This is a genomic window from Streptomyces sp. NPDC024698 (assembly GCF_055559015.1).
Genome location: NZ_JBVHLK010000008.1, coordinates 22218 through 47456, shown reverse-complemented (window position 1 = coordinate 47456; position 25239 = coordinate 22218). Strand labels below are relative to the sequence as shown.

Annotated in this window: 27 protein-coding genes and 1 tRNA gene; 17 read left to right on the top strand and 11 right to left on the bottom strand. The window is 70.7% G+C overall.

The window, feature by feature from the left end; genetic code table 11:
- Window positions 1–402: 402 nt before the first annotated feature.
- The 3 genes from ACZ4AA_RS19920 to ACZ4AA_RS19910 form a co-directional block, all read right to left on the bottom strand.
- Complete coding sequence (locus ACZ4AA_RS19920) at window positions 403–1332, bottom strand: ADP-ribosylglycohydrolase family protein (protein WP_467603445.1); 930 nt, start codon at window positions 1330–1332, stop codon at window positions 403–405.
- 584 nt (window positions 1333–1916) lie between these two features.
- The gene (locus tag ACZ4AA_RS19915; RefSeq protein ID WP_467603443.1) at window positions 1917–2723 is read right to left on the bottom strand and encodes a protein phosphatase 2C domain-containing protein; all 807 of its coding nucleotides are present in this window, start codon (window positions 2721–2723) and stop codon (window positions 1917–1919) included.
- Between the two features lie 2 nt (window positions 2724–2725).
- Window positions 2726–3571, bottom strand: coding sequence for a sigma factor-like helix-turn-helix DNA-binding protein (locus ACZ4AA_RS19910; RefSeq protein WP_467603440.1), 846 nt, complete (start codon window positions 3569–3571; stop codon window positions 2726–2728).
- 426 nt (window positions 3572–3997) lie between these two features.
- Between ACZ4AA_RS19910 and ACZ4AA_RS19905 the strand changes: the two genes are divergently transcribed.
- From ACZ4AA_RS19905 to ACZ4AA_RS19875, 7 genes are all read left to right on the top strand, one after another.
- Window positions 3998–4264, top strand: coding sequence for a DUF6284 family protein (locus tag ACZ4AA_RS19905; protein ID WP_467603437.1), 267 nt, complete (start codon window positions 3998–4000; stop codon window positions 4262–4264).
- The gene (locus tag ACZ4AA_RS19900) at window positions 4264–5118 is read left to right on the top strand and encodes a protein spdB (RefSeq protein WP_467603434.1); all 855 of its coding nucleotides are present in this window, start codon (window positions 4264–4266) and stop codon (window positions 5116–5118) included. The genes ACZ4AA_RS19905 and ACZ4AA_RS19900 overlap by 1 nt, the downstream gene beginning before the upstream one ends.
- Window positions 5118–5456, top strand: coding sequence for an RRQRL motif-containing zinc-binding protein (locus ACZ4AA_RS19895; RefSeq protein WP_467603432.1), 339 nt, complete (start codon window positions 5118–5120; stop codon window positions 5454–5456). The genes ACZ4AA_RS19900 and ACZ4AA_RS19895 overlap by 1 nt, the downstream gene beginning before the upstream one ends.
- Before the next feature lie 29 nt (window positions 5457–5485).
- Window positions 5486–5716: a hypothetical protein gene (locus tag ACZ4AA_RS19890; protein ID WP_467603430.1), complete on the top strand. Its 231-nt coding sequence runs from the start codon at window positions 5486–5488 to the stop codon at window positions 5714–5716.
- A gap of 2 nt (window positions 5717–5718) precedes the next feature.
- Window positions 5719–6036: a hypothetical protein gene (locus ACZ4AA_RS19885; protein WP_467603428.1), complete on the top strand. Its 318-nt coding sequence runs from the start codon at window positions 5719–5721 to the stop codon at window positions 6034–6036.
- 71 nt (window positions 6037–6107) lie between these two features.
- A complete protein-coding gene (locus tag ACZ4AA_RS19880) occupies window positions 6108–8231 on the top strand; it encodes an Ish1 domain-containing protein (protein ID WP_467603426.1) in 2124 nt (707 codons plus the stop codon).
- Window positions 8232–8422: 191 nt separating this feature from the next.
- Entirely contained in the window at window positions 8423–8899 is a 477-nt protein-coding gene (locus ACZ4AA_RS19875; RefSeq protein ID WP_467603424.1) for a hypothetical protein, read from the top strand.
- A gap of 36 nt (window positions 8900–8935) precedes the next feature.
- Here the strand turns inward: ACZ4AA_RS19875 and ACZ4AA_RS19870 are convergent, their stop codons facing one another.
- Window positions 8936–9469 (bottom strand): hypothetical protein, encoded by a 534-nt coding sequence (locus tag ACZ4AA_RS19870; protein ID WP_467603422.1) that lies wholly within the window; start codon window positions 9467–9469, stop codon window positions 8936–8938.
- Between the two features lie 141 nt (window positions 9470–9610).
- Here ACZ4AA_RS19870 and ACZ4AA_RS19865 point away from each other — a divergent pair, with 141 nt between their 5' ends.
- From ACZ4AA_RS19865 to ACZ4AA_RS19840, 6 genes are all read left to right on the top strand, one after another.
- Window positions 9611–10363, top strand: a complete 753-nt coding sequence (locus ACZ4AA_RS19865) for a class I SAM-dependent methyltransferase (RefSeq protein WP_467603420.1) — start codon at window positions 9611–9613, stop codon at window positions 10361–10363.
- Complete coding sequence (locus ACZ4AA_RS19860) at window positions 10360–11253, top strand: bifunctional DNA primase/polymerase (protein WP_467603417.1); 894 nt, start codon at window positions 10360–10362, stop codon at window positions 11251–11253. The genes ACZ4AA_RS19865 and ACZ4AA_RS19860 overlap by 4 nt, the downstream gene beginning before the upstream one ends.
- On the top strand, window positions 11250–11684 hold the full coding sequence (locus tag ACZ4AA_RS19855) for a hypothetical protein (protein WP_467603414.1): 435 nt from the start codon (window positions 11250–11252) through the stop codon (window positions 11682–11684). The genes ACZ4AA_RS19860 and ACZ4AA_RS19855 overlap by 4 nt, the downstream gene beginning before the upstream one ends.
- A complete protein-coding gene (locus ACZ4AA_RS19850) occupies window positions 11681–12829 on the top strand; it encodes a DUF3631 domain-containing protein (RefSeq protein ID WP_467603412.1) in 1149 nt (382 codons plus the stop codon). The genes ACZ4AA_RS19855 and ACZ4AA_RS19850 overlap by 4 nt, the downstream gene beginning before the upstream one ends.
- Before the next feature lie 194 nt (window positions 12830–13023).
- Entirely contained in the window at window positions 13024–13269 is a 246-nt protein-coding gene (locus tag ACZ4AA_RS19845) for a helix-turn-helix domain-containing protein (RefSeq protein ID WP_467603409.1), read from the top strand.
- 9 nt (window positions 13270–13278) lie between these two features.
- Window positions 13279–14526: a tyrosine-type recombinase/integrase gene (locus ACZ4AA_RS19840; RefSeq protein WP_467603406.1), complete on the top strand. Its 1248-nt coding sequence runs from the start codon at window positions 13279–13281 to the stop codon at window positions 14524–14526.
- Window positions 14527–15413: 887 nt separating this feature from the next.
- Here the strand turns inward: ACZ4AA_RS19840 and ACZ4AA_RS19835 are convergent.
- From ACZ4AA_RS19835 to ACZ4AA_RS19820, 4 genes are all read right to left on the bottom strand, one after another.
- Window positions 15414–15498: transfer RNA gene (locus ACZ4AA_RS19835), tRNA-Ser, on the bottom strand.
- A gap of 126 nt (window positions 15499–15624) precedes the next feature.
- Window positions 15625–16056 (bottom strand): tRNA adenosine(34) deaminase TadA, encoded by a 432-nt coding sequence (gene tadA / locus ACZ4AA_RS19830; RefSeq protein ID WP_467604350.1) that lies wholly within the window; start codon window positions 16054–16056, stop codon window positions 15625–15627.
- A gap of 364 nt (window positions 16057–16420) precedes the next feature.
- Entirely contained in the window at window positions 16421–16960 is a 540-nt protein-coding gene (locus ACZ4AA_RS19825; protein WP_467604347.1) for a tRNA adenosine deaminase-associated protein, read from the bottom strand.
- A 906-nt stretch (window positions 16961–17866) separates the two neighbouring features.
- Window positions 17867–18049 carry a hypothetical protein gene (locus ACZ4AA_RS19820; RefSeq protein WP_209441133.1) on the bottom strand — a complete coding sequence of 61 codons (183 nt, stop codon included), beginning with the start codon at window positions 18047–18049 and terminating at the stop codon, window positions 17867–17869.
- 138 nt (window positions 18050–18187) lie between these two features.
- Between ACZ4AA_RS19820 and upp the strand changes: the two genes are divergently transcribed.
- On the top strand, window positions 18188–18823 hold the full coding sequence (gene upp / locus ACZ4AA_RS19815; RefSeq protein ID WP_467603400.1) for a uracil phosphoribosyltransferase: 636 nt from the start codon (window positions 18188–18190) through the stop codon (window positions 18821–18823).
- A gap of 70 nt (window positions 18824–18893) precedes the next feature.
- On the opposite strand, the gene ACZ4AA_RS19810 is transcribed toward upp, so the two are convergent.
- Together ACZ4AA_RS19810 and ACZ4AA_RS19805 are read right to left on the bottom strand one after the other, a co-directional pair.
- Window positions 18894–19550 carry a LytR C-terminal domain-containing protein gene (locus tag ACZ4AA_RS19810; protein WP_467603396.1) on the bottom strand — a complete coding sequence of 219 codons (657 nt, stop codon included), beginning with the start codon at window positions 19548–19550 and terminating at the stop codon, window positions 18894–18896.
- 90 nt (window positions 19551–19640) lie between these two features.
- The gene (locus ACZ4AA_RS19805; RefSeq protein ID WP_003999914.1) at window positions 19641–19937 is read right to left on the bottom strand and encodes a type II toxin-antitoxin system VapB family antitoxin; all 297 of its coding nucleotides are present in this window, start codon (window positions 19935–19937) and stop codon (window positions 19641–19643) included.
- A 105-nt stretch (window positions 19938–20042) separates the two neighbouring features.
- Between ACZ4AA_RS19805 and ACZ4AA_RS19800 the strand changes: the two genes are divergently transcribed.
- Window positions 20043–21671, top strand: a complete 1629-nt coding sequence (locus tag ACZ4AA_RS19800) for a helicase HerA-like domain-containing protein (RefSeq protein WP_467603392.1) — start codon at window positions 20043–20045, stop codon at window positions 21669–21671.
- Window positions 21672–21803: 132 nt separating this feature from the next.
- On the opposite strand, the gene ACZ4AA_RS19795 is transcribed toward ACZ4AA_RS19800, so the two are convergent.
- Window positions 21804–22388: an HhH-GPD-type base excision DNA repair protein gene (locus tag ACZ4AA_RS19795; protein ID WP_467603388.1), complete on the bottom strand. Its 585-nt coding sequence runs from the start codon at window positions 22386–22388 to the stop codon at window positions 21804–21806.
- Between the two features lie 141 nt (window positions 22389–22529).
- Here ACZ4AA_RS19795 and ACZ4AA_RS19790 point away from each other — a divergent pair, with 141 nt between their 5' ends.
- Both ACZ4AA_RS19790 and ACZ4AA_RS19785 read left to right on the top strand, forming a co-directional pair.
- On the top strand, window positions 22530–24590 hold the full coding sequence (locus ACZ4AA_RS19790) for a penicillin acylase family protein (RefSeq protein WP_467603384.1): 2061 nt from the start codon (window positions 22530–22532) through the stop codon (window positions 24588–24590).
- Complete coding sequence (locus ACZ4AA_RS19785; protein WP_467603380.1) at window positions 24580–25212, top strand: GNAT family N-acetyltransferase; 633 nt, start codon at window positions 24580–24582, stop codon at window positions 25210–25212. The genes ACZ4AA_RS19790 and ACZ4AA_RS19785 overlap by 11 nt, the downstream gene beginning before the upstream one ends.
- Window positions 25213–25239 lie beyond the last annotated feature (27 nt).

Sequence of the window (25239 nt, the reverse complement as noted above, 5' to 3'; positions counted from 1 at the left end):
GCCCCCTGCTGCCGGCGGCGAGTGTAACCTTCACGCCCGCTTTAAGGACCAACGGCCCGCTGGTAGAGGTCCTTTGCCGGGCCTGAGCGGCGCCCTGGCGGTCCAGGATGGAAACGAGCCCCGACGGATACCGACAGGAGTCCGCGGGGCGAGGAGGGACCCGACTACGGGGTTCCCGCCGCCCGACTTCCCCCGAGACGGCGGCAGGGACTCGCGGGTCCTTTCGTGGGGGAAGGGGCGCCCCCGATAGCGCTCCTTCCCCCCTCCTTCGTGGGAGCGGAGAACCCTCCCTGGTACGGAGCAGCCCCGGCGGCCGAGCGGCGCCGGGGCTCGTCCGCGTTCCGGGCCAGGTCCGCGGCCCCCTCGCCGCGCCGCGGGCCCGCCCGCCGTTCCGCCTGCCGCCTACTCCGTGCGTTCCGCCTGCTCCGTCACGATCGGGGGCAGCGGTTCACGGGCCGCGTGCCAGGCAGGGGGGAGCGCGGCGACGCCGGTGCGGGCGGCGATCACCCCGCCCGCGATCGCGCAGGTGGTGTCGATGTCGCCGCGCCCGGCGACCGTGAGCCACAGGCCCTCCGCCAGGTCGTCGAGATGCCCCGCCGCGCACCACAGGGCGTACGGGACCGTGTCGGGACCCGACATCCGGTAGCCGGAGCCCAGGACCTCGGCCGCGTGCCGCACCGAGGTGTGCTCCGGCATCCGGGCCGCGATCCGCACCCCCGACCTGACGTCGCTGTCGGGGAGCCGCTCGGCGACGGCCCGCAGGAACTCCGGCCGCGCCGGGGCGGGCCCGCCCCGGCCGCGGGTGGCCAGCGCCGCGGCGACGGCGACCGCCACGGCCCCGGCGACGGCCTCCGGGTGGTGGTGCGAGACCTCGCTCTGGCGGGCCGCCTGCTCGGCGACCGCGTCGAGGTCGCCGGCATGCCAGGCGCCGAGCGGGGCGGCGCGCATGGCCGCTCCGTTGCCCCAGGAGCCCTGGCCGCCGAACTGCCCGGCGACCACCTCCCGCCAGGGCTCGCCCGCGCCGATCCGGCGGAGCACGTCGTGCATCGAGGCCCCGTAGCCGCGGTGCGTGTCCTCGGCGTACGCGGCCGCGAAGCGCAGGGCGAGACGGTCCTGGTCGACGGTGCCGTCGCCCTCGGCGAGCTCGCGGACGAGGACGAGCGCCTGGGCGGTGTCGTCACTCCACTGCCACAGCGGCTCCGGGGGCGGCGTCCGCGACTCCAGGGCCGTCTGCCCGTCCCGGCGCAGGATGGCGAACCAGCGGTCACCGAAGGCGTCGCCGAACGCGAGCCCGTGCAACGAATCCAGCACGGCGGGGGGCAAGGTGATCATCGGGGCAGTATGGCAATCGGACACCCGCCCCCGCGCTCCGGTTTCCGGACCGGCAACGAGCGAAGGGCCCGATCCAATGGATCAGGCCCTTCGTCTACCGCGGTAGCGGAGGGATTTGAACCCTCGGTGACTTGCGCCACACTCGCTTTCGAGGTCTGTTCGTGCTGGTCAGAGCGTGATCCAGGGCCGTTCAACCTCGTTCATTCCCGTCCCCGCGCCCGTCCCGTGAACCGCCGGGGACGGCTTCGGACGGGGGTGAATGAGACGGAAACTGAGACGGAGCTGACTGGCGCTGACCTGCCGGGATGTGTCGCTCCTGGCCGGTCTCGACTACATGACCTACCCGGATGGTGGGGGGCTGTAGTCCACCCCCCACCTACTACCGGATTCGCGTTGTCCGCAGGGCGCGCTGAGCGTCATTGATCAGACACGCCCGCCTACCTGAATAAATCCCACGCGCTTTGCCACAGTGTGGCCACTCGGGGGCACAACCGAGTGCTTCAGTCCCTGGAAACGGCGCCTGACGTAGTCGTTGAAAGGTACACGAAAGTCATCGGTGCGTCACGACCCCTGACCTGCGGTAATCACCAGTTGCAGAAGGCGACGGACGCGTCGTCGCCCGACTTGTAGCGTGGCCACCGTCGCCCTGTGGGGTCTGTGGCCTCGACCTTCCGAACGGTGTCGATCAGCTCTTGCGGGCCCCCGGACCGGAGCGTCGTGAAGACTTCGGACCACGTCGCCATGGCGTACTCGGTGACAAGGCGCGACACGCCGTCAGACAGGACCGCTGCGGCGCGTACGTCCTTGGCGGGAGTGCTGCCCACTAGCGCGTGATCTGCCACTTCTGGGCTGGCTGCCGCCACCCAGTAACCGGTTGGCGTGTTGCGGGTCAGTCGCTGTGCGGTGATCAGTCGTTGCAGGGCCTCTTTGTGCTCTGCCGTATGGGTCTCATACCGCTCGACCTTGGCCCGCAACTCGGGAAGGACTTCGTCCACCCGCAGATCAGTGATCACGCTGAAGTCTTGGTGACCTTCGAGGATGATTGGGGAGTCCGCCAAGACGAGGTGATCTAGGACCCCATCTCGCTGTCGAAGAACCGCGACTGTTGCCGAGGGCGTTCCTGGGTGGCCCAAGTCGCATTCAGAGTGCAGCGCCGCCACCCGTTCGAGCGCACCCGCCAGACTGGCCGCGAGCGAGAGACTCGGGTCCGCCATTGCGGCGACAAGCTGACTGCCAAGCTGGGCCACGTACCACGGGACGCCATGGCGGCATCCCGTGTCCAGGCCCGCTGTGCTGAGTCCGTCCAGCACAACGGCGAGAGTCGGCGTGGCTGCCACCCAGTCTTCATTGGGAGCGGCTCCACCGGGTTGGGTGTCAATGGCGACGCGCATCCTCAGCCTTCGTGTCTGTACAGCGGGGTGACGCGTCGACTCTCCTGTACTTCGAGCGTCTTCGGGTCGTAACGGCACGAAATCAAGGTGGAGAACCGGCGCGTTCGGACTTCTCTGTACAGCTCGGCCAGGTTGTTTTCAAGGAAGTGGACGACTCCACTGGCCCCGATGGCGTGGATGCCGGCGATGTAGAGGAACGTCCCCTTGCCGTCCAGACGGGGGAGCCGCCCTAGGTAGCCAACGTCCCCGTGCGATCCGTCTTCGTCGACGGGTGACCGGTACTTCTTCCCGGCTACCTGGTCGATCACGTGCCACGCCGTGTCCTTCTCAAACCGAAGGCTGTCGTCCCCTTCGAGTACCTGCGCCACGATCGGGGAGCGGCGCGGCCCGCAGATTACGACGTGGTTGTCCCGGTTGAGGTTGACGATTCCAGTTGGCGGAATCACCTCGTACTGCGCGTCAAGCTTCATGCCGGTGACCAGCTTGCGTAGGTGCTCGAAGTTGTTCAGGTCTTCCCGGGTGACAACCTCGCTGGGGTTCTGATCGGGCCCCTTGCCCGCCTCGTACATGCCGGCAACGGACACCGTGACCATGTCTGTGCCGAAGAACGCGCGTTCCGGCGGGGGCCCGGCAGATGCGAGCTGGCCGACGCGCCCACGGCTGACCCCGAGTCGCTTCGCGATCTCGGCTTGCGTCATACCCGACGCCTGAGCTTCCTCGATCGCTTCCCGGCGGATGCGAGACAGCTCATTCACGTGGCTCTGATACCGCGCCATCAGGTCGATTGCGGTTTTGGCACGGTCAACGGGGTCCGTGATCCCAGAGACCTTCTGCATGTCGTCCTGCACGTCTCTCCCAACGTCGCCTAGGGGGGCTATCAGACTCTATCGCGAGAGGGGGTTGCGCGCAGCCTCCGGTTTGCCTACGGTACCTAACAAGCGAAACGGCAACCCCCCCTAAGCAAGTCGGGAACGTCGCATCGCGGCTGTTTGACCTGCACTGACAGCGTCCGGAGGAAAGCCCGCGAGGGTGAGTACGAAGTGAGCGCGCATCGGTTGAGAACTCAACAGTGTGCCGATCCAGCCGCCTGAACACGGGCGGTCGATGGATTGACGTGAGCCCGAGTGCTCACGGTCCTTGACGCCTCGAACTGGGGCGCCGGGGGCCGTGGCTGCTCGGCCGAGCAGACCTACCCAACAACGGCGCGCGGCTCCCGGGGTGCCACCCGGGAGCCGCTGTTCGGGCCGTTCACCTTGCAGGGAGAACACGACCCAATGAACCCCATCGTCACTGTTCAGGAAGCTGTTACCGCGTTCGCCGACGTCATGGAGCCGACGGGTGCGGAGCTGGACGCGATCGATCTGGAGATGCCCGCGATCCTCGCGGACGTCGCCCTGATCGACGCGCAGATCATCGCCATGGACCACGCCCCGAACGAGGTCGACACTCGTCGGGTACGTCGGGCGCTGGCCCGGGTGCTCGCCGAGCGGGCCAAGCTGACCAACCGCACCGCCGGCATGACCCCGGCGGGGGTGGCGTGATGGCCCGTCCGACCGCTCTGCCCGCCGTCGCCGTGACGGCGGTGTCCCTGGTTCTCACGCTGGCCGTGGTCGTGATGTGGCTGGGCTCGGCAATGCCGTGGCCCGTCGCTCTCGTGGTCGGCCTGGGCATCGACGGGGGATGGCTCGCCACCCTCGCCTACGAACGGCGCCTCGCAGCGCAGGGCGACCACTCCAACGCGGTAACGACGGTGGGCTGGTCGTTTGGCCTGCTCGCCACCGGCGTCCTGGTCGCCCACGCGCTCACCGCGGAAGCGGACACCGGCGCGTGGCTCGCCGTGGCCTGGCTGCCGCTCGCGGCGAAGGCACTGTGGCTGGTCCACGGGTTGTGGGAGCGGACCGCGCTCACTCAGACCGCGTTGAACGCCATCTCCGGGATTCAGCAGGAAGCCCGCGACGAAGCCGCCGTGGCCCGTGCCCGGCTGCGGGCCGAAGCGTCGACAGAGGAGACGCGGCTGAAGGCCGTGACGCAGGCTGGCGCTCGCGTCGCACGCGTCCAGGCCGACACCGCTACGCGGCTCTCCGATGCGTGGTCGACGCTCGAAGCAGCGAGGAGCGGCGAGGACACCGGACGGGCGCTGACCAGCGTGACGCACCGCGTCACACCGGACGTCGCACCCCGATGGGAGCTGCCCGTCTGGGGGCCGACCGAGCCTCTGCCCGCGATCGAATCGGGCCCGGCGCTCACCGACACGGAACTTGAGACGGTCGTGGAGGACATCCGCACCAGCCGCGTTCCGGCCCTGTCCTACCGGGAGATGGCCACCCGCTTCCGGGCGGCTGGCCACTCCGCCTCTGAAGTCCGGCTGCGGGCGGCGTGGAAGCGCGTGGCGTGATGGCCGCGCTGCCGGTATTCCGATGGCGCCTCGCCCCGGACGGCTACGCCACCCGCCGCCAACTCCGAGCCCGCGGACTGCGACCCGGCGGACAACCGGTGGCCGCGACGCTCGAACGGCCGCGCCGCCGCCGGGGCCCGCTCGTTGCCTACCTCTACCGCATCGACCTCGCCAAGCCCGTTCGGCCGATGACTGCGGGGCGGCGGGCAGCGCTCGCCAAAGCGATGCTCGCGCGCCGCACCTGCCCCAAGTGCCGCACGGACGCCGGATACGTCATCCCCGCCTCGCTCGGGACCTGCGTGCCCTGCGCCTACCCCGAAGACCAGCGCGCCGCCTGAACCTTCCCTCCACTCCTTGGAGTTCTGCTGTGACCGGCACCAACGCTGCCCCGGGCAGCATCGAATACGCCTGGCACGCGCACGTGACCGTGCCCGGCCAAGGCCCCGCGTTCGCCCACGGAACCGTGATGGTCCCGATCGCTTACTGCTCCGAGCGCGTCACCCGCGAAGTCGCCGCGTGGCTGCGCTCGCAGGGTTCGACCGTCCAGCTCGCCGACATTCACCTCATCCTCGCCCCCGACGCCGGAAAGGCGGTCTGACCATGGGCAAGCCCGACACCCGTCGCCTTGACCGGGCGATCCGCGAGACGAACCGGAAGCTGGACGCGGTCCGCGAGGGCGAGCTGTGGCCGCTCACCGGTTCGGAGCGGCGCCAGATGCTGGCCGCGCTCGCCGGCGGCTCCTACCGGGTCATGCGCGGCAAGAGCACTGGCCGCGCAGAGAACCGGATCAATTCCGTCTCTACCTCGGCTGAGACGCGGCTGATCGCGGAGATCACCGCGTTGCAGATCGAGCGTCAGCGGATCGTCACCGAGGCCGCCCGCGCCAAGGCCGCCAAGAAGTCCTCCGGCTGGTGGTAACACCCGCCCGCACCGCGCCTTCTCCCTTCCCTCTCACCCCGGACACGGGGCAGTCAGGAGTGCCACCAACCATGAGTGACAACGTCGTTCACCTGCACAAAGACACCAACCCCGAGCCCGCCAACGTGACCACGCTGACCGTGGTCCCCGAACCGGCACCCACCCGGCCGGTCCCGCTGTGGGTCCGCTCCGGGCGCGCCATCCGCACCGCCGTCACGCACGAGACGACCAAGACAACCGCCCGCACGGTTGCCCGGCACACCCTGTACGTCGCCGGCGGTGCCCGGATCGCGGCGAAGCGGGCATGGGACGGGCGCACCGCCTCCCGGTATGAGCGGATGCTGCGCGCGGCCGAGGCCGCCGGGAACTACGAGGCAGCGGCGGAGTGGGAGGAGCGCGGGCAGCACTTCCGCGAGGCCCGCCACCGTCGCCGGATGGACCTGCTGCACTCCCCGCTCGATGCGGCCAAGGGCGTCGGCATCACCGCGGGCATGGGGGTCGGTTCACTGGTCGGGCTCGGGGTCGTGATGGCGATCGCGACGAAGGACGTCACGCAGGTCGTGACCCCTTTGATGGCCACGATCGAGTTCATCAACCTGATCATCACCATCGTTCAGGTGGTGTGGGGGCCCGCGCTCGCCATCGGCCCGTTTCTGGCGCTGCTGGCCTTATGGGCGGTGGGCAGCAAGCAGCAGGCCGCACCCGCCTGGGCGCTGCCCGAGCGTGCCAGTAACAGTGAGGGTGAGCCGATCACTCCCTCGATCGTGGTCAAGGCCCTGCGCGACCTCGGCATCCCCGCCCTGCGCAATGCGATCAAGGACATGGGGGACGTCGGCGCGTCGATGCTCGGACCGATCCGGATCGCCGGCTGCGGCGTAGAGGTCGACGTCACCCTGCCCTCGGGGGTGGCGACAAACGAGGTACAGGCCAAGCGTCGCAAGCTCGCGGAGAACCTGAGCAGGCATGAGCACGAGGTGTTCATCGTCATCCCGCAGGCAGCCCGCACGGTCCGTCTGTGGATCGCGGACTCGGGGGCGCTGGACGAGCCGATCGGTCCGTCGCCGCTGGTCACCGACGAGACGCTGACCGCCGACTACACCAAGGGTCGCGCCCCTTGGGGGCAGGACCTGCGCGGCGACGCGGCGGCTCTGTCCCTGTATCAGCGGCACCTGCTGATCACGGGGTTGTCGAACCAGGGCAAGACGGCCGCACTGCGGTCGCTGGCCCTGTGGGCGTCGCTGGATCGACGGGTTGAGTTCCGCATCGCTGACCTCAAGGGCGCGGGCGACTGGTCCATGTTCGACGGGCTCGCCACCACGCTGATCCAGGGACCGACCGATGAGCACGTGATCGAGGCGACCGAGATGGTCGAGGGCCTGGTCGATGAGATGAACCGGCGCATCGCGGCGCGACAGGCCGACCCCACCATCGTGTTCGACCCGCTGATCGGCATCGTGGACGAAGCGCAGGTTGCGTTCATGTGCCCGGCCGTGGACGACCAGAAGCGGCCCTACGGCGGCTCCAAGGCCACGTCCCGCTACTTCATGGGCGTCCGCAAGGTCCACAACCAGGGCCGCGTGGTCGACGTGCTCATGTACGAGGGCACCCAGGACCCCACCGATCAGAACCTGCCCAAGCTGGTCCGCGAGGGTGCCCACACCCGCGCATCTCTCGCGCTGGGCACCGAGGCGCAGTCCGTCATGGCGCTGGGCGAGAAGGCAGTCAACGGTGGCGCGGCCCCTCACCTGCTGCGTCAGGGTCTGGACAAGGGAACGCTGGTCATCGCCTCCGACGGCATCGAGATTCCCAAGGGGCAGTCGTCCATCACGGTGCGCACGCACTTCATCGGCGATGACGACGCCAAGGCCATCACCGACCGGGCCAAGGCCCTGCGCGACGGCATCACCACCCTGCGCGCCGTCGATGAGGGTGAGCAGCGGGACGCGCTCGCCGACGTCGCCACCGCGATCGGCGACGCCCCGCGCCTTCGGACGAACGAGGTCCTCAAGCGGCTGCACGCCTTGGCGCCGGGCACCTACGGCGACCAGTGGACCAATGACCGCCTCAAGGCGCTCCTGGAGAGCCACGGCGTGGAGCCGAAGAAGTCGCACGGGGTCATGGTCGTGCACCGCGATCACGTCCTGCGGGCTCTCGCCAACCGCGACGCCGACGGTTCCGCTTCCGCCTCCCGATAGCGGGGAGGCGAACCCTCCCGGCTCGGGGAGGCGGGGAGAACTCCCCAACCCCCTCCCCCGCGTTGATCAGCGAAAACACCGTTTCAGGGAGGCGGGGAGGAGCCCCAGGTCAACCCCCGAAAACCCCCTCCAGAGCCCACCCCGAAGGGGGTGGGCCAGCCTCCCCAACCGCGCACCGGAAGGGATTCCGCATGTACCCCGAACACTCCGCCTACCTGCCCGCACAGCGGGCCGTGACCGTCCACCAGCCGCAGCCCCTCAGCCCGTACGACCTGGGCCCGGCGGGGGCGCTGGACCCGTACGGCGAGCGTCAGGCCGTGGTGTGGGTGCCCGACGCCTACGGGCGCATGGTCCCCATGCCCAAGCACCTCGCCCCCGCCCCGACCCTCCCGCCCGAGCCGCGCGACCTGACCCCGCTCCCGCTCCTGGACCCCGTCGCTCAGCGCTTCATGGGCGCGGGACTGGGGGGCGGCGCCCTTGCGGCCGGCCTCGGCTACGGCGTGGGCGAGATCGTCAGCGCCGCCGCCGGAATCAGCGGCGGAGCCCTCGTGTGGGTCGCCGTCATCGTCCTCGCCCTGCGCGCCCCCGCCCGAGCCATCAGCGGCGGCAAGGGCAACACGGTCAACATCCGCAAAGCCGTGATCAAGCGCAGCCACTTCCACGGCTGACCGAAGCACGTCGCGCCGGCCGCCGTGGTCCCGGCATCACCGGGTGTCCCACTCCGGTCCGGGAACGGAATCGTGCACCGTGAAAGCCCAGTCGTCGAAGTTCCCTGTGAAGAAGACCCGTGTCAGCAGAGCGTCGCGGGCACGCTGGGCCCGGACCATCAGACCGAGTTCTTCCGACATCGGCTCGCCTCCGACGGAGATCCTGAACTCCAGTCCGCGTGCCTCGGTGTACTCCAAGAAGCGGTCCTCAAGCTGAGACGGCACCTGACCGATCAGGCGCATCCCGTCGATGGTGACCTGTGGCCCGCGCAGTGCGTCCACCGCGACTGCTGCCAGGTCGCCGGACTGCCGGGCGTAGGCCGTAACGGCAAGCAGATGGGCGGGGTCACCCTTCGGATAGAAGCAGGTCCGCCGAACCAGGGCACCGTGTTGGGGCATCGAGACCTCCACGCCCGTGAAGCCCTCGGCCTCCATCTCCGTGGCCACTGCTTCGAGGCTCATGCCGAACCGAAGCGGGCCGACGCTCTCGAACGGCACCAGCGTCCATTGAGCGCGCTCAGAGTCGTCCACCACAGACCACGGCATTCGCAAGCGCCCCTTTCCAGGGTGCGTCCCCGACCCTGATCCGCATCAACAGGGCGGCCCCGTCTCGCCAAAGTCCGGGGCCGCCCTACCTGCCAGCATCCATCCACGGAACTGGAGACATCCAGCATGACCGAACACACCGACATCCGGCGAGCCCTCGCCTTACGCCCCCGACGCGGGGACGTGTTCCGGGTACTGGACGCCTACTCGTGCATCGGCGGCGCCACCAAGGGCTACCGGCGCGCGTTCGGCGCCGACTGCCACATCACCGGCGTCGACATCCAGGCACAGCCGGACTACTGCGGTGACGCCTTCCACCAGGGCGACGCGATCGAGTACATCCGCGCCCACGGCCACGAATTCGACCTCATTCACGCCTCCCCGCCGTGCCAGGGCGAGGGAGCCCCCACCAAGGGCACCAACGCGGCCCGGAACGCCGCAATCGGCCGCACGTATCCCCGCCTGATCGTCCCGACGCGTGCCGCCCTGGAGGCGACGGGTCGGCCGTACGTGATGGAGAACGTGGCCGGCTCCGACGTCCGCAAGGACATCCGCCTGTGCGGCGAACAGTTCGGGCTCGCCGTCCTCATGTACCGGTACTTCGAACTCGGTCGCTGGACGGTTCCTCAGCCCATTCACCCACGCCATCGCGGCTACGTCCGGGGCTACCGCCACGGCATCTGGCGCGACGGCCCGTACGTCGCCGCGTACGGCAAGGGCGGCGGCAAGGCCACCATGGACGAGATCCGCACGGCCAAGGAGATCGACTGGTCCACCCATCACCTCCGCCTCCGCGAAGCTCTACCGCCCGCGTACACGGAATGGATTGGCGCCGCCTACCTCACCACCCTCGCCCCCCGGCTGGAGGTGGCGGCATGAGCGGGCACCTGCTTGACGCGGCCCTGTCCGCCGCCGCTCGCGGTTGGCCCGTCTTCCCCCTCCGCCCCGGCCTCAAGGTACCTGCGCTGCACGGCGAGCGGGCATGCACTGGCACCGGCCCGTGCGCGGACGGGCATCGGAAGTGGGAGCAGCAGGCCACGACCGACCCGGACCGAATCCGTGCCGCATGGTCGCGGGCGCCGTTCAACGTCGGCATCGCCACCGGCCCTTCCGGACTGCTGGTCGTTGACCTGGACACGCCCGATCACAAGGGCAGTTCGGACGCGCCTGACGGCGCGGCAACCTTTGGAGCGCTCTGCGAGCGCGCCGGGCACACCGTCCCCGACACCTACCGGGTCCGGACCGCGAGCGGCGGAACCCACCTGTACTTCACCACCCCGCCCGGCACCCGGATGACCAACACCCAAGGCACCGTTGCCGATTCGGTCGACACCCGCGCATGGGGCGGCTACGTCGTCGCCGCCGGCAGCACTACCCCCACAGGGATGTACGAAGCCCTGCGCGGGCCCGTGGTGGCTCCTCTGCCCTCGTGGCTGCAAAGCATCCTGCAACCGGCCCCCAAGCGCCCTCAGGCCCCTTCCGTGGCCGCATTGGGGCAATCACGCCGATACGCGGATGTAGCGCTCGCCGAAGAGTGCCGGAACGTGGCTTCGGCTCAAGTCGGGCAGCGGGAGGCCAAGTTGTTCCGGGCCGCACGCGCTCTGGGGCGGTTCGTCGCGTGGGGCGACCTCCCCCGACACGTGGTCGAGGAGGCTCTTCAGGCAGGCGGCGAGGCGGCCGGCCTGTCCGCGTCCGAGTGCCGCTCCACCCTGCGCAGCGCCCTGGACTGGTCCATCGCCCACAACCAGACCCGCCGGGCGACGGCATGAGCACCCGACCGCATCCCCCTCTGAAGAGCATCACCACCACCCCGGACGAACCGCACGCCGCTCCACAGCCTGTGGACACGGCGACCGTGGGCGAACCGAGGGTCGTCGCCCGACAGGGCGTCCTTTCAGTCCTTCCTCGCCCGGACCGCGACCAGGCTGGCGCCTCACCCGGACACGGCGACGATCCAACACCGGACCGGCCCGGCATCCGCATCTACGCCCCACCGGTCTACCGCCACCACTACGACAGCGCCCGCTGGTCCAAGCGCCACGGCGACACCCCGTACGCCGCGTACACCTGCCCGTGCGGCCTCACCGACACCGCGCGCGGCGCCGACGACGTCGCCGCCCTGATCTCCGACTACGAGTACCACCGGGCCAAGGAGTGCACCGGAACCCCCACACTCACCGAAGGGAGGGCCGCCGCATGACCGACACCATCGACGGGGCCGCACTGCTCGACGAGGTGGAAGCCTTCCACCGCCGCTTCAACGTCTTCCCCCACGAGGCCGCCTACGTCGCCGTCGCGCTGTGGGACGCACACGCCCACCTGCTCGACTGCTTCGACTCCACCCCACGCCTCGCCTTCCTGTCCCCCGAACCGGGGTCCGGGAAGTCCCGGGCACTGGACGTGGTCGAAACCCTCGTGCCGCGTTCCATGGCTGCCGCCGATGCATCCGCAGCAGCGCTGTTCCGGTCCGTGTCCGGCATCGACGGCGGCCGGCCCACCATCCTGTTCGACGAGATCGACACCATCTTCGGCCCCAAGGCCGGGGACAACGAACAGCTCCGTGGCTTCATCAACGCGGGCCACTCGCGAGGGCGCCCCGTCTACCGGTGCGTCGGGGACGGCGCTAACCAACAGGTGCAGGGCTTCCCCTCGTACTGCGCCGTTGCCGTCGCCGGACTTGGCTCCCTGCCCACCACGATCCTCACCCGCTCCGTCATCATCCGTATGCGTCGCCGGGCCAGGAACGAGAAGGCGGAGCCGTTCCGTTCCCGCATCCACGTGCGCGAGGGCAACGAGATCCGCGACCGTCTCGCCGAGTGGGCCGCGTCCGTGGAGGAGCAGATCACTGGCGCCTTCCCCACGCTCCCGGACGAGGTCACCGACCGGCCGGCGGACGTATGGGAACCCCTGATCGCCGTCGCCGACGCGGCTGGCGGCAACTGGCCCGAACGGGCACGGGCCGCGTGCGTGACGCTGGTGACCGCGTCCAAGACCAACGACAAAGGCAGCATCGGCGTCCGACTCCTGACCGACCTGCGCGATCACGTCATGGCCGGCATCGACCGCTTGCCCACCGTCGCCATCCTGGACCGGCTCAACTCCCTGGACGACGCGCCGTGGGCCGACCTCAACGGCAAGCCGCTCGACAACCGGCGCCTGTCGAAGATGCTCGCGGAGTACATGACGGCCGACATCGAGCCGATCGCCTCCCGAAACATCAAGACCGCCGGGAGCGTCCTCAAGGGCTACTACGCCACCGATCTGCATGACGCGTGGGCCCGCTACTGCCCCCCACCCCCGGAAAGTCCGCTACCTCCGCTACCGGGGACCGAAAACCAAACTTGACCTGCGACAACGCGGTAGCGGCAACCGTCCTCGGTTGCCGCTACCGGCCCGCTACCCATCCGCTACCGCTACCCCTTCCCGCTACCCCGAACAGGCCCCTGACCTGCGCGGTAGCGGCGGTAGCGGAAGTAGCGCCCCTCAGAAGGGGGCCCCGGGCCCCCGCTCCTCCCATACGTCGAAGGAGCACCGCATCCATGAACCCGGCCCGCCTCGCCGAAGCCGTTGACCCGTCCCTTGTCCTGCTGACCGTCGAAGAGGCCGCCCGCCGCCTCCAGATCGGCCGCACCGTCTGCTACCGGCTCATCAGCTCGGGAGAGCTGGAGTCCATCACCGTCGGCCACCTCCGCCGGGTGCCGGCCGACGCCGTACCCGAGTTCGTCGCTCGTCGGCGCGTCCGGCAGCGCCCCACCACCTCGATCACCCTCGCCTCCGTCGCCTGAGGAGTACGCATGGCCGAAGACAAGAACGAAAAGAAGCGCACCCGACAACCGAACGGCCGTTCGTCCATCTACCAGGGCAAGGACGGGAAGTGGCACGGCCGCGTCACGGTCGGCATCCGCGACGACGGTACGCCCGACCGGCGCCACGTCGAACGCAAGACGCGGGCCGAGGTGACCACCGCCGTCCGTGAGCTGGAGAAGCAGCGCGACGCCAAGACGATCCGCAAGGCGGGCCGTGCGTGGACGGTCGCGACGTGGCTGACCCACTGGGTTGAGAGCATCGCCCCGCTCGCCGTCAACGAGAACACGATGGTTGGGTACGGCGTCGCCGTCCGGAAGCACCTGATCCCGGCACTCGGTGCTCATCGGCTGGACAAGCTCAGGCCCGAACACATCGAGACCTTCTACGGGAAGATGCAGGCCGACGGCCGTAAGGCTGGCACGATCCACCAGATCCACCGGACGTTCCGCACTGCGCTGAACGAGGCGGTCCGGCGTGGCCACCTCGGACGGAACCCTGTTCAGCTCGCCAAGGCCCCCAGAGTCCGGGAGGAGGAGGTGGAGCCGTACACCGTGGAGGAGGTGCAACGGCTCTTACGGGCTGCGGACGCGCGGCGGAACTCGGCACGGTGGGCCGTCGCGCTCGCCCTGGGACTTCGGCAGGGTGAGGCCCTGGGGCTCAAATGGGCGGATGTTGACCTGGGGCGGGGTGTTCTGATGGTCCGTCGGAGTCGCCGCCGTCCGCGCTACGCCCACGGGTGCGGAGATGCCTGCGGTCGGAAGGCTGGCTACTGCCCGCAGCGCGAGCGGACGAACCCTGAGACGGCCGACACCAAGTCCCGAGCGGGTCGGCGTGCGGTGGGCTTGCCCTCGCAGCTCGTCGACCTGCTGAAGCAGCACCGGGGCCGACAGGACTCCGAGAGGGCAGCGGCGGGGGACGAGTGGGCTGAGGAGGGGTGGTTGTTCGCGACTCCGACCGGGCGCGGCACTTCCCCCCGAACGGACTACGACGACTGGAAGGAACTCCTGACCGGCGCCAAGGTTCGCGACGGCCGACTGCACGACGCCCGGCACACCGCTGCCACGGTTCTGCTGATCCTCGGAGTCTCTGAGCGGGCCGTTATGGGGCTCATGGGCTGGTCCACCACGGCCATGGCAGCGCGATACCAACACATGGTGGACTCGGTCCGGAGCGACGTTGCCCGGCAAGTTGACGGGCTCATCTGGAAGCCGGATGGGGCCAGTCCGGCCCCGTGAAGCCAGACGCGTCACGTTGTATATCGCCAGCAACATTTGGCCGCGCAATCGTGCAGGCAATGTCTCGGCGTAATGCACCGCTGAACAGCATTGCGCGGCCAGCGTAGAGCAATACCACATGGCGTAATATCACGGTGATATCGTCTACGCAGACAACCAGACCCCGCCCTCCCGCAGGTAGCCGCCCGCGGACAGCTGAGGGCGAGGCCCTGGTGGTGTTGTGAGCCCTGGCTGATCACTCAGCCGGGGCTCACTGCTTCAAGACCACGGACAGCGCTCGTAGAGCCACGCGATCACGAGGAACACCTCGCAGCTCGCGCTCACGCGTTCCGAAGAAACGCGCGGCCGTACGTGTTCTTGCCACCGATCCTTCAGCCATTGGAGCGGCTTCAAGACCGGCTCCTTCCTGACCCTTAGGTCAGAGATACGGGGAGGCGCCCCGGATCGCTGGAGACGCGTCCGCGCCCCAGCTGGAGGCGCGGTCCGTTGTCCCCGAAAGGAGTAACCAGGACGATACAGGGGGACGCTGGCGGGACCTGAAATTCCCCGGTCCTCTAAATCGTGTGCGAGTTCGAGAGATCTAAATCTTCGCAGGCCAGGGGCAGTAATAGCCCATTCGGCGTAATTAGAGCATGTTATGGGCCTGTTGGGGTTTCACCCATTACCTGTGGATGACTCGGCGTAGCTCGCTCCGCGCTATCGACCTTTTCGCGGGGGGTGGCGGGGTTCACCTGGGGCCCGACTGGACGTGACTATGCGTTCAGGGGGTGCAGCGTCCATGCAGTTCCGTCGCTGTGCGGATCAGGGTCGTCAGTGGACTGAGACGGAAACTGAGACGGAGGGGACGCACGAAGGGCCCGGCTCAACGAGCCGGGCCCTTCGACCTGCGGTAGCGGAGGGATTTGAACCCTCGGTGACTTGCGCCACACTCGCTTTCGAGGCGAGCTCCTTCGGCCGCTCGGACACGCTACCGAGGGAGACCCTACCCCAAGGTGGGCCATGGTCTGAAATCCGTTTCGGCGGACCCGGCGGCGGACGGTTTCGGCCGTCTGGACCGGACCGAACCGGACCGGATCGGGCCGGATCGGGCTGGACGGGTCAGCGGTCGCGGAAGAAGTCGGTGAGCAGGCCGGCGCACTCTGCGGCGAGCACGCCCTCGATGACCTCGGGGCGGTGGTTGAGCCGGCGGTCGCGGACGACGTCCCAGACGGAGCCGGTCGCGCCCGCCTTCTCGTCGCGGGCGCCGTACACCACCCGCTCGACACGGGACTGGACGAGCGCGCCCGCGCACATCACGCAGGGCTCCAGGGTGACGACGAGCGTGCACCCGGACAGCCGCCACTCGCCGAGCCGGGCGGCGGCCCGGCGCAGCGCGAGAACCTCGGCGTGCGCCGTCGGGTCGCCGGTGGCCTCGCGTTCGTTGTGTCCGGCCGCCAGCACGGTCGTACCGTCCGTGGACAGCACCACGGCGCCCACGGGAACGTCCCCGCCCCGGACCGCCAGCCGCGCCTCGTCCAGCGCGAGCCGCATCGGGGCCCGCCACCGGTCGCGTACGGGATCGGGCGGCGGGGTGACCTGATGCGGGGTGCTCACCCGGGGAACCTAGCGGAATCCCGCCGGATCCGACGGGAGGCGGAGGGCGGAGGGCGGAGGTGCAGAGAGCGCAGAGCGCAGGGCGCAGAGGTAGGGGGCCAGAGGGCAGGAGGGGGCGCGGGCCGGTGCGTGCCGTCCCCCGGCCGTTCTCACCGTCCCGGAGACGAAGGGCGGCCGACGGCAGGCGGAAGTCCGGCCCGGTGGATCGGGCCGGTTCGCCGGTATGGGGGAAGGCGCGCGGGCGAGGGGACTGGCCGGGCCGCCGTTTCCGGAGGCCCGGGGCTGTCCCGGCGGACGGGTCCTAGCGGACCGTCTCCAGGACCTCTGCCGCTCCCAGGGCCTCGGCGATCGTGCTGAGCGCGTCGCCTTCGTCCAGGGCCAGCAGTTCCTTCTCGCTCACGCCGAGGTCCGCGAGGATGTAGCGGTCCCCGACGGGGCTGTGCGAGACGGCGTCGCCCGACACGCTCCCCTGGTCCTCCTCGTCGTCCTCGGAGTCACCTGGTTCACCGTCCTCCGTGCCGTCCAGATCGAGGGAGTCCAGGTCGGCGTCGTCGTCGCCCGGCTCCCGTCCTAGTAGTTCGTCCGTGAGCAGGATCTCGCCGTACGAGCTACGGGCGGCCGCGGCGGCGTCCGAGACGTAGATACGGGGATCCTCCTCGCCGTCCACGCGGACGACGCCGAACCACGCGTCCTCCTGCTCGATGAGCACGAGCACCGTGTCCTCGTCCGAGACTTCACGGGCCAGATCGGTCAGATCCGACAGGGTTTCCACATCGTCGAGCTCTGTATCGCTCGCTTCCCACCCGTCTTCGGTGCGCGCGAGCAGTGCGGCGAAGTACACCGTGACTCTCCCACTGGTCATAGGTGTGCCGGTTGGGGTTCCCCCCGGCGGAGGCTGTGGGCGAGGAGTGCTGCTGCTCCGAGCCCCGCCCACTCGGAATCGTGGCAGAAAGACAGCGTTCAGGGGACGTCTTCGGCCTGCTGTGTCTGCCCGGCCTGATCGCTAACAGCGGATCGTACGCGGCTGTCCGTGCCCTGTGGACACCTCCCCGCCCGACACGTCCGCCACACGGCCCCTCGTGTCACGCGCGCGGGCCCGGTTCCGCGGAGGCCGTGCGGCCGGTTCCCCCCGGGCGCGCGCCGGCCGCCGTGCGGGCGCGTTCCCCTGTCACGGCGGGTCCGTCGGCGGCGCCGCCGTGGGCACCCCGGGCGGTGTCCCCGCGGGCTCCGGGGTGCCGGGCGCACGGTGAAAACGGCCCCGATTCCACCCGTGGGCGTGTCGGCCCGGCCGACGGCGGGTCCGCCGCGGGCGCGGCGCGGGTGCCTGACGCGAGGCACGGGAGCTTGAGGCGTGGTGAGGGGATCGCGCGCGGGACGCAGGAGCCCGTCGCGAGGCGCGGGGGCCTGAGGCGGGGGGATCGCGCGCGTGGCGCAAGGGCTTGACGCGAGGCGTGGGGGCTTGAGACGCGGTGAAGGAGTCTCACGCGTGGCGCAGGGGCCTGAGGCGTGGTGAGCGAATCTCACGTGTGGCGCACGGGCCCGACGCGTGGCGCGGGGGTCCGAGGTCCGGCGCGGCGCTCCAGAGCCCGGCGCGAGGGCGTGGCGCCCGCACGAGGTGCCCGGGGCCGTCCCGGAGGGCGGGACGGTCAGCGAGGCGGGCGCCCGTCCCGGAGAGCGCGGCGGGCAGCGGTGCAGCGACCCGTCCGGACGGCCCGGGGAGCGGTCCGGAGGGCGTTGCGGGCGCCCGTCACCAGCGGAAGGTACGCATGCGCATCGCGTGGCGCAGGCGGGCCGTCTTGGCGCGACGGGGCTGGACCCGGTCGCGCAGCTCGCGCGCCTCGGCCAGGTCGCGCAGGAACTGGGCCCGCCGCCTCCTGCGCTCGGCGTCGGTCTCCAGCCGTTCGGACGACTCCTCTTGCGGGTTTCGCATTGGCACACCACCCCAGGTCCGTCCCTCCCACCTTCCCTCCGACGGGGGGTTTGATGCCAGCGGACGGGTGACGCGGGGCGGTGGCCCTTGCCGGGCGGGTCAGTGGCGGGTGCCGTGGGCCCCGCTACTGTTGTGGACATGCGTCTTCACGTCGTCGACCACCCCCTGGTCGCCCATAAGCTCACCACCCTGCGCGACCAGCGCACCGACTCCGCGACCTTCCGGCGGCTGGCCGACGAGCTGGTCACCCTGCTCGCCTACGAGGCCACCCGCGACGTGCGCACGGAGCAGGTCGACATCGTGACGCCGGTCTCCCCGACCACGGGCGTCAAGCTCTCCTACCCGCGCCCGCTCGTCGTGCCGATCCTGCGCGCGGGCCTCGGCATGCTCGACGGCATGGTCCGGCTGCTGCCGACCGCCGAGGTGGGCTTCCTGGGCATGGTGCGCGACGAGGAGACGCTGGAGGCTTCCACGTACGCCACCCGGATGCCGGACGACCTCTCGGCCCGTCAGGTGTACGTCCTGGACCCGATGCTGGCCACCGGAGGCACGCTCGTCGCCGCGATCCAGGAGCTGATCAAGCGCGGCGCGGACGACGTCACCGCCGTGGTCCTGCTGGCCGCCCCCGAGGGGGTCGAGCTCATGGAGCGCGAGCTCGCCGGCACCCCGGTCACCGTGGTCACGGCCTCGGTCGACGAGCGCCTGAACGAGCACGGCTACATCGTGCCGGGCCTGGGCGACGCGGGTGACCGCATGTACGGGGCCGCCGAGTAGTTCCCCGCGACCGCGACCGCGGGACGGGTTCCGCAGCCGGTGACGCCGGCCTCGGAACCCGTCCCCCGGGTCAGCAGTGCTTCTTGGCCGTGGCGGGAGCCGGCTCGGGCCGCGACAGGACGGTCAGCGCCTTGTCGGCGTCCTCCCGCTTCGCCAGCGTCTTGAAGGCGGTGCCGATGATCAGGTCGACCGTGGTGGCCTGGGCGCGGCCGTCGGTCTTCAACTGGGCTCCGGAGAGCTGGGTGTTGAGGACGGGCAGCGCGGCCCGGTCGGCGCCCTTGGCACCGAGCAGTATCCCGGCGCCCGCGACCTTCTTGTCGTACGCGGCCGCCGCGTTGCCCACGTCACCGATCTTGAAGCCGCGCTTCTTCAGCTCGTCGGCCGTCTGCTTGGCGAGCCCGCTGCGGGGCGTCGCGTTGAAGACGTTCACGGTGATCTGACCGGGCTTCGGCAGCGTGGCCGCGACGGCTGCCGCGGCGGACGCCTTCGCCTCCGGCGTGACCTTCGAGGCGCAGTCCGCCTTGGTGTCCGCCGCCGTGGCCTTGCTGCCGCCCGTGTAGATGTCGATGAGCTGGAGGGACCCCCACCCGATCAGCCCGAGAACGGTCACGGAGGCGACGCTCACGAACGCGAACCTGCGGCGCCCGCCTCGGCGGCGCATCCGCGGGTACTTGTCCCCCGTGATCCGATACTGGCCACCCATGCCAGGGGGAGTAAGCATGCTCATGGGCGCAGCGTAGTGCGCCGGGGCGCCAATGCCTACTAGATGATCATTGCCCGGCGTTGAGTTCAACCCATTGGGGTCAAGCCGTGGCCATTAGTCCAGTTCAAGAACGCGCGCGTGCAGCACCTGGCGCTGCTGGAGCGCGGCGCGGACGGCGCGGTGGAGGCCGTCCTCCAGGTACAGATCGCCCTGCCACTTGACCACGTGCGCGAACAGGTCGCCGTAGAAGGTGGAGTCCTCGGCGAGGAGGGTCTCCAGGTCCAGCTGGCCCTTGGTCGTCACGAGCTGATCGAGGCGGACCGGGCGCGGGGCGACGTCCGCCCACTGGCGGGTGCTTTCCCGGCCGTGGTCGGGGTACGGCCGGCCGTTTCCGATGCGCTTGAAGATCACACGGAAAGCCTACCGGTCAAGACCTTCCGGGCGCAGCCATGGCGGCGGAGTGCGACGCTGGAAAAGATGTCGTAAATCCTTGCAAATCGGGAACAGGGGTCTGATATGAGTGACGGCGAGACCATGGGCTCGACTGCCGCCGGGACCGCCCCCGAACGGGCTCCCGGCGCCCCCGCCCTCCCTGCGGAGGCACTGGCGATCGCCGCCGGATACGCCTTCGCGGGCCCCGCCCTCGACCTCGGCGCCCTGCTCTGGGACGGGACCTGTCTGCCCGACGCGCAGATCCGTGTGCCGCTGCCGATGCTCAACCGGCACGGCCTGGTGGCGGGAGCCACCGGCACCGGGAAGACCAAGACGCTCCAGCTGATCGCCGAACAGCTGTCGGCACAGGGCGTGCCGGTCTTCCTCGCCGACATCAAGGGGGACGTCTCCGGGATCTCGGCACCCGGTGAGCCCGGGGCGAAGGCCCAGGAACGGGCCCGGGAGGTCGGCCAGGAATGGACACCGTCCGGCTGTCCGGCGGAGTTCTACGCGCTCGGCGGTCTCGGCCACGGCATTCCCGTACGGGCCACGGTCACCAGCTTCGGGCCCGTGCTGCTGTCCAAGGTGCTCCAGCTCAACCGGACCCAGGAGCAGTCGCTCGGCCTGATCTTCCACTACGCCGACCAGAAGGGCCTGGAGCTGGTCGACCTCAAGGACCTGCGCGCGGTCGTCGCCTTTCTGACCTCGGACGAGGGCAAGCAGGAACTGAAGGGGATCGGCGGTCTGTCCACCGCCACGGCGGGGGTCATCCTGCGCTCGCTCACGGCGTTCGAGGCGCAGGGCATGAGCCCGTTCTTCGGGGAGCCGGAGTTCGACACCGGCGAGCTGACCCGCCTGGCGCCGGACGGCCGGGGCGTGGTCTCGGTCCTCGAACTGTCCGCGGTGCAGGACAGGCCCCAGCTCTTCTCCACCTTCCTGATGTGGATGCTCGCCGATCTCTTCCACGACCTCCCGGAGGTCGGCGACGCCGACAGGCCGAAGCTCGTCTTCTTCTTCGACGAGGCCCATCTGCTCTTCAGCGACGCCTCGAAGGCGTTCCTGGAGTCGATCACCCAGACCGTCCGGCTCATTCGCTCGAAAGGAGTCGGCGTCTTCTTCGTGACGCAGACGCCGAAGGACGTTCCCGGGGATGTCCTCGCCCAGCTCGGCAACCGGGTCCAGCACGCGCTGCGCGCCTTCACCCCGGACGACCAGAAGGCGCTGAAGGCCACCGTGAAGACGTTCCCCGACTCCCCGTACGACCTGGAGGAGGTGCTCATGGGCCTCGGCACCGGTGAGGCCGTGGTCACCGTGCTGAGCGAGCGGGGCGCCCCGACGCCGGTCGCGGTGACCCGGCTGCGCGCGCCGCGGTCGCTGATGGCGCCGGTGGGCGCGGACGCGCTCGACCGGGCGGTGCGTCAGTCGCCGCTGTACGGGCGGTACGCGCAGGCGGTGGACCGGGAGTCGGCCTACGAGAAGCTGACGGCGGCGCAGACGGCCTCCGCGGCGCCCCCGCCCTCCTCGGGGCCGAAGGCCGAGGCCGAGCCCGGGGCCGGGCGCTCCGGTGGCGGGGGACGGCCGAAGGAGGAGGCCTCCATGGTCGAACAGGTCGTCGGCAGCGGGCTGTTCAAGTCCCTGGCGCGGTCGGTGGGCACGCAGATCGGGCGCGAGATCACCCGGTCGGTCTTCGGGACGGCGCGCAGGCGACGCTGACCCGGGCGCCCGCCCCTCGGACGGCCGGGGCGCGACCGAGGGACGGCCAGGGACGGCCGAGGTGTGGCCGAGGGGCTGCCGAGGTGTGCGGCCGAGGGGAGGACTGCCGAGGCGTGGGTGCCGGGGCCCCGGTCAGCCGCGGGCGGCCTTGGCCGCGGCCTTCATCTCCTGCTTGTGAGCGCGGACCTTGGTCAGCGACTCCGGGCCGGTGATGTCGGCGACCGAGCGGAAGGAGCCGGCCTCGCCGTACGGGCCCGCCGCCTCGCGCCAGCCCTCGGGGGTCACGCCGAGCTGCTTGCCGAGCAGGGCCAGGAAGATCTGGGCCTTCTGCGGACCGAAGCCGGGCAGTTCCTTGAGGCGGCGCAGCAGTTCCTTGCCGGTTCCGGCGTCCTTCCACACGGCGGCGGCGTCCCCGTCGTAGTGCTCGACGAGGTACTGGCACAGCTGATGGATCCGCTTGCCCATCGAGCCGGGGTAGCGGTGCACGGCGGGCTTGGCCGAGAGCAGCTCGGCGAACTTCTCCGGGTCGTACGCGGCGATCTCGTGCGCGTCGAGATCGTCCGCCCCCATCCGCCGGGCGATCGTGTACGGCCCCGCGAAGGCCCACTCCATCGGCACCTGCTGGTCCAGCAGCATGCCGACCAGGGCGGCGAGCGGGCTGCGGCCGAGCAGTTCGTCGGCCTCGGGCTGCTGGGCGAGGTGAAGCGTGACGTCCATGGACCGATGATCCCGCGTGCGGCGGCGGGCCGCTCGGCCGCGGCCCTCGTGTCCGCCCCGCTTCACCGGGTCCTCACCCCCGACGTACGATCCCCGAGAGTTGATTAGGTTAGCCTAACCTGACATGACTGGGGATGGACCGTGACCGCCGAGATCTACCGTGACACCTGGGGCGTCCCGCATCTGCGGGCGGGCGACGCCCTCGAACTCGCCCACACCCAGGGCCGGGTCACCGCCCTGGACCGCGCCTGGCAGCTGGAGGTCGAACGCCACCGGTCCCAGGGCACCTCGGCCGCCTTCCTCGGCGCCGAGTCCGTCGGCTGGGACCGGTTCGCGCGGCAGGCCCGGCTCGACGACACCGCGCGGCGCTGCTTCGCGACCCTGGAGAAGAGCGACCCCGAGACCGCCGCGTGGGTCGTCGCGTACGTCGACGGGGTCAACGCCGGTCTGGCCGAAGGGGCCGCGCGGGGACCCGAGTTCGCGCGGATCGGGCTCGTTCCCGGGCGCTGGGAGCCCTGGAGCCCGATGGGGGTCTGGCTCGGCACCCACATCCTGTTCGCCGGGTTCCCCGCCAAGCTGTGGCGCGAGGAGGTCGTACGCCGTCTCGGCGCGGACGCGGTCGGCCTGTTCGCCATGGACGGGCCGGGCACGGCGGGCAGCAACGGATGGCTGGTGAGCGGCGAACGCACCTCCACCGGGCAGGCGTTGATCGCGGGCGACCCGCACCGCTTCATCGAGGACCCCGGCGTCTACCAGCAGATCCGCCTCTCCTGCCCGGAGTTCGACGTCGTCGGCCTCGCCGTCCCCGGCGTCCCCGGCATCGCCCACTTCGCCCACACCGGAACCGTCGCCTGGGCGATCACCAACGCGATGGCCGACTACCAGGACCTCTACCGCGAGCGGCTGCGGCACGGCGGCGACGGGGCCGTCGAGGCGCTCGATCCCGACGGGGTCTGGCGGGTCGCGGAACGGCACGTGGAGCGGGTGGAGGTGGCCGGCGCCGAACCCGTCGAGGTCGAGGTGACCGAGACGGCACGCGGACCCGTGGTGATCGGGGGCGCCGGCGCCGAGGAGTCCATCAGCCTGCGCTACCCGCCCCGCGTGACCGGGGACCTCGGTTTCGGCGCGCTCCTGCCGCTGCTGCGGGCCCGCCGCGTCGACGACGTGGACCGGGCCTTCGACGCCTGGGCGGAGCCGGTGAACGTCGTGCAGGCCGCCGACACCGAGGGTGGGCTGCTGCACCGGGTCGCGGGACGGGTCCCGGTGCGCGAGACCGCCAACCGCGTCCGGGTGGTGCCCGCCTGGGAGGCCGGCCACGAGTGGACCGGCTGGCACGCGATGCCGTACGGCCCGGTCGAGGACGGAATCGCCGTGATGGCCAACCAGCGCGGCCCCGCCGGCCCGCTCGGTGTCGAGTTCGCGCCGCCCCACCGCGCCGACCGCATCCGCCAACTGCTCGACACGGGGCGTACGTTGTCGGCCTCGGACATGCCGGCCGTCCACATGGACACGTATCTCGCCTCCGCGGCGGCCCTGCTGGAACCGCTGGCCGCCCTGGAACTCTCCGCTCCCGCGGCCGCCCTGCGGGACCAACTCCTCGGCTGGGACCGGCACATGGACGCCGACAGCGGCACGGCCGCCGTCTACGCGCGCGTGCGCGACGCGGCCGTACGACGGCTCGTGGCGCACCCGGCGCTCGCCGTCCTGGCCGAACCGCCCGCCCTCCCGGCCGTGTTCCTGCCCTGGCTCGCGCTCACCCCGCGCGTCGCCTTCGCCCTGGAGAACCTGCTGACGGCGGGGGAGCCGTACGGCATCGACCGCGACGCCGTGGTGCGGGCGGCCGTCGAGGAGGTGGCCGCGGAGCCCGTCCCGGACACCTGGGGCGACACCCACCGGCTCGCCCCCTGGCGGGCCCTGACCGGCGCCGCGCACGACGAACCGGCCCTGTCCGGCGACAACGACTGCGTCCTGTCCACCTCGTCGCTCCCGGGACTGACCGACCTGAGCGCCCGCGGACCCGCCGCCCGCTACGTCTGGGACCTCGCCGACCGGGACGGCAGCCGCTGGGTGGTCCCCTTCGGCGCCGACGGCGTGCCGGGCGCGGCCCACCACCGCGATCAACTCCCCTTGTGGCTCAGGGGAGATCTCGCCCCGGTGACCACCGACTGGAACGCCCTGACCAAGGAGAGCGATGACGACTGAGACGTACGCCGACGCCCGCGAGGCCGTCCACGAGCAGCGGATCGACGGCTTCGGCACGGTCCGCGTGCTGCCCCTGGACCCGCACGCGGACCTCGACGTCCTGCACGGCTGGGTCACCGAGGAGCGGGCCGCGTACTGGGGGATGGCCGGATGGACCAGGCGGCAGGTGCTGGAGACCTATCTGCACCTCGACTCGCTCGACACCCACCACGCCTTCCTCACCGTCAAGGACGGTGTGCCGGCCGCGCTCTTCCAGACCTACGAGCCCGAGGCCGACCGGGTCTCGGAGTGCTACGAGGTCAGGCCCGGCGACATCGGGGTCCATCTGCTCATCGGACCCCCCGCGCCCGGCGCCGGCGGACGCCCGGGCTGGTCCTCCACGCTGCTGGGAGCGTTCCTGGCATACGCGCTGACCGGCCTCGGCCGACAGCGGGCCGTGGTCGAACCCGACGCCCGCAACACCAGGGCCATCGACCGGCTGACGCGGCAGGGCTTCGTCGACGCCGGGGACATCGTGCTCCCCGGGATCGACCTGCCCGAGGTCCGTCTGCCCGAGAAGCGCGCCCGGCTCGCCTTCCTGACGCGCGAGGACTTCGAGAAGGGCCCGACGGCTGCGAGGTGAGCCGGACGCGGCCCGTTTCCGTACATG

Bases quoted from the DNA above. Each gene is read 5' to 3' on its own strand.
- ACZ4AA_RS19800 (WP_467603392.1), top strand. From the start codon at position 20,043: ATGAGTGACGGCGAGACCATGGGCTCGACTGCCGCCGGGACCGCCCCC.
- ACZ4AA_RS19845 (WP_467603409.1), top strand. From the start codon at position 13,024: ATGAACCCGGCCCGCCTCGCCGAAGCCGTTGACCCGTCCCTTGTCCTG.
- ACZ4AA_RS19905 (WP_467603437.1), top strand. From the start codon at position 3,998: ATGAACCCCATCGTCACTGTTCAGGAAGCTGTTACCGCGTTCGCCGAC.
- ACZ4AA_RS19880 (WP_467603426.1), top strand. From the start codon at position 6,108: ATGAGTGACAACGTCGTTCACCTGCACAAAGACACCAACCCCGAGCCC.
- ACZ4AA_RS19885 (WP_467603428.1), top strand. From the start codon at position 5,719: ATGGGCAAGCCCGACACCCGTCGCCTTGACCGGGCGATCCGCGAGACG.
- ACZ4AA_RS19895 (WP_467603432.1), top strand. From the start codon at position 5,118: ATGGCCGCGCTGCCGGTATTCCGATGGCGCCTCGCCCCGGACGGCTAC.
- ACZ4AA_RS19920 (WP_467603445.1), bottom strand. From the start codon at position 1,332: ATGATCACCTTGCCCCCCGCCGTGCTGGATTCGTTGCACGGGCTCGCG.
- ACZ4AA_RS19795 (WP_467603388.1), bottom strand. From the start codon at position 22,388: ATGGACGTCACGCTTCACCTCGCCCAGCAGCCCGAGGCCGACGAACTG.
- ACZ4AA_RS19785 (WP_467603380.1), top strand. From the start codon at position 24,580: ATGACGACTGAGACGTACGCCGACGCCCGCGAGGCCGTCCACGAGCAG.
- ACZ4AA_RS19840 (WP_467603406.1), top strand. From the start codon at position 13,279: ATGGCCGAAGACAAGAACGAAAAGAAGCGCACCCGACAACCGAACGGC.
- tadA (WP_467604350.1), bottom strand. From the start codon at position 16,056: ATGCGGCTCGCGCTGGACGAGGCGCGGCTGGCGGTCCGGGGCGGGGAC.
- ACZ4AA_RS19850 (WP_467603412.1), top strand. From the start codon at position 11,681: ATGACCGACACCATCGACGGGGCCGCACTGCTCGACGAGGTGGAAGCC.
- ACZ4AA_RS19855 (WP_467603414.1), top strand. From the start codon at position 11,250: ATGAGCACCCGACCGCATCCCCCTCTGAAGAGCATCACCACCACCCCG.
- upp (WP_467603400.1), top strand. From the start codon at position 18,188: ATGCGTCTTCACGTCGTCGACCACCCCCTGGTCGCCCATAAGCTCACC.
- ACZ4AA_RS19820 (WP_209441133.1), bottom strand. From the start codon at position 18,049: ATGCGAAACCCGCAAGAGGAGTCGTCCGAACGGCTGGAGACCGACGCC.
- ACZ4AA_RS19900 (WP_467603434.1), top strand. From the start codon at position 4,264: ATGGCCCGTCCGACCGCTCTGCCCGCCGTCGCCGTGACGGCGGTGTCC.
- ACZ4AA_RS19875 (WP_467603424.1), top strand. From the start codon at position 8,423: ATGTACCCCGAACACTCCGCCTACCTGCCCGCACAGCGGGCCGTGACC.
- ACZ4AA_RS19810 (WP_467603396.1), bottom strand. From the start codon at position 19,550: ATGAGCATGCTTACTCCCCCTGGCATGGGTGGCCAGTATCGGATCACG.
- ACZ4AA_RS19865 (WP_467603420.1), top strand. From the start codon at position 9,611: ATGACCGAACACACCGACATCCGGCGAGCCCTCGCCTTACGCCCCCGA.
- ACZ4AA_RS19915 (WP_467603443.1), bottom strand. From the start codon at position 2,723: ATGCGCGTCGCCATTGACACCCAACCCGGTGGAGCCGCTCCCAATGAA.
- ACZ4AA_RS19860 (WP_467603417.1), top strand. From the start codon at position 10,360: ATGAGCGGGCACCTGCTTGACGCGGCCCTGTCCGCCGCCGCTCGCGGT.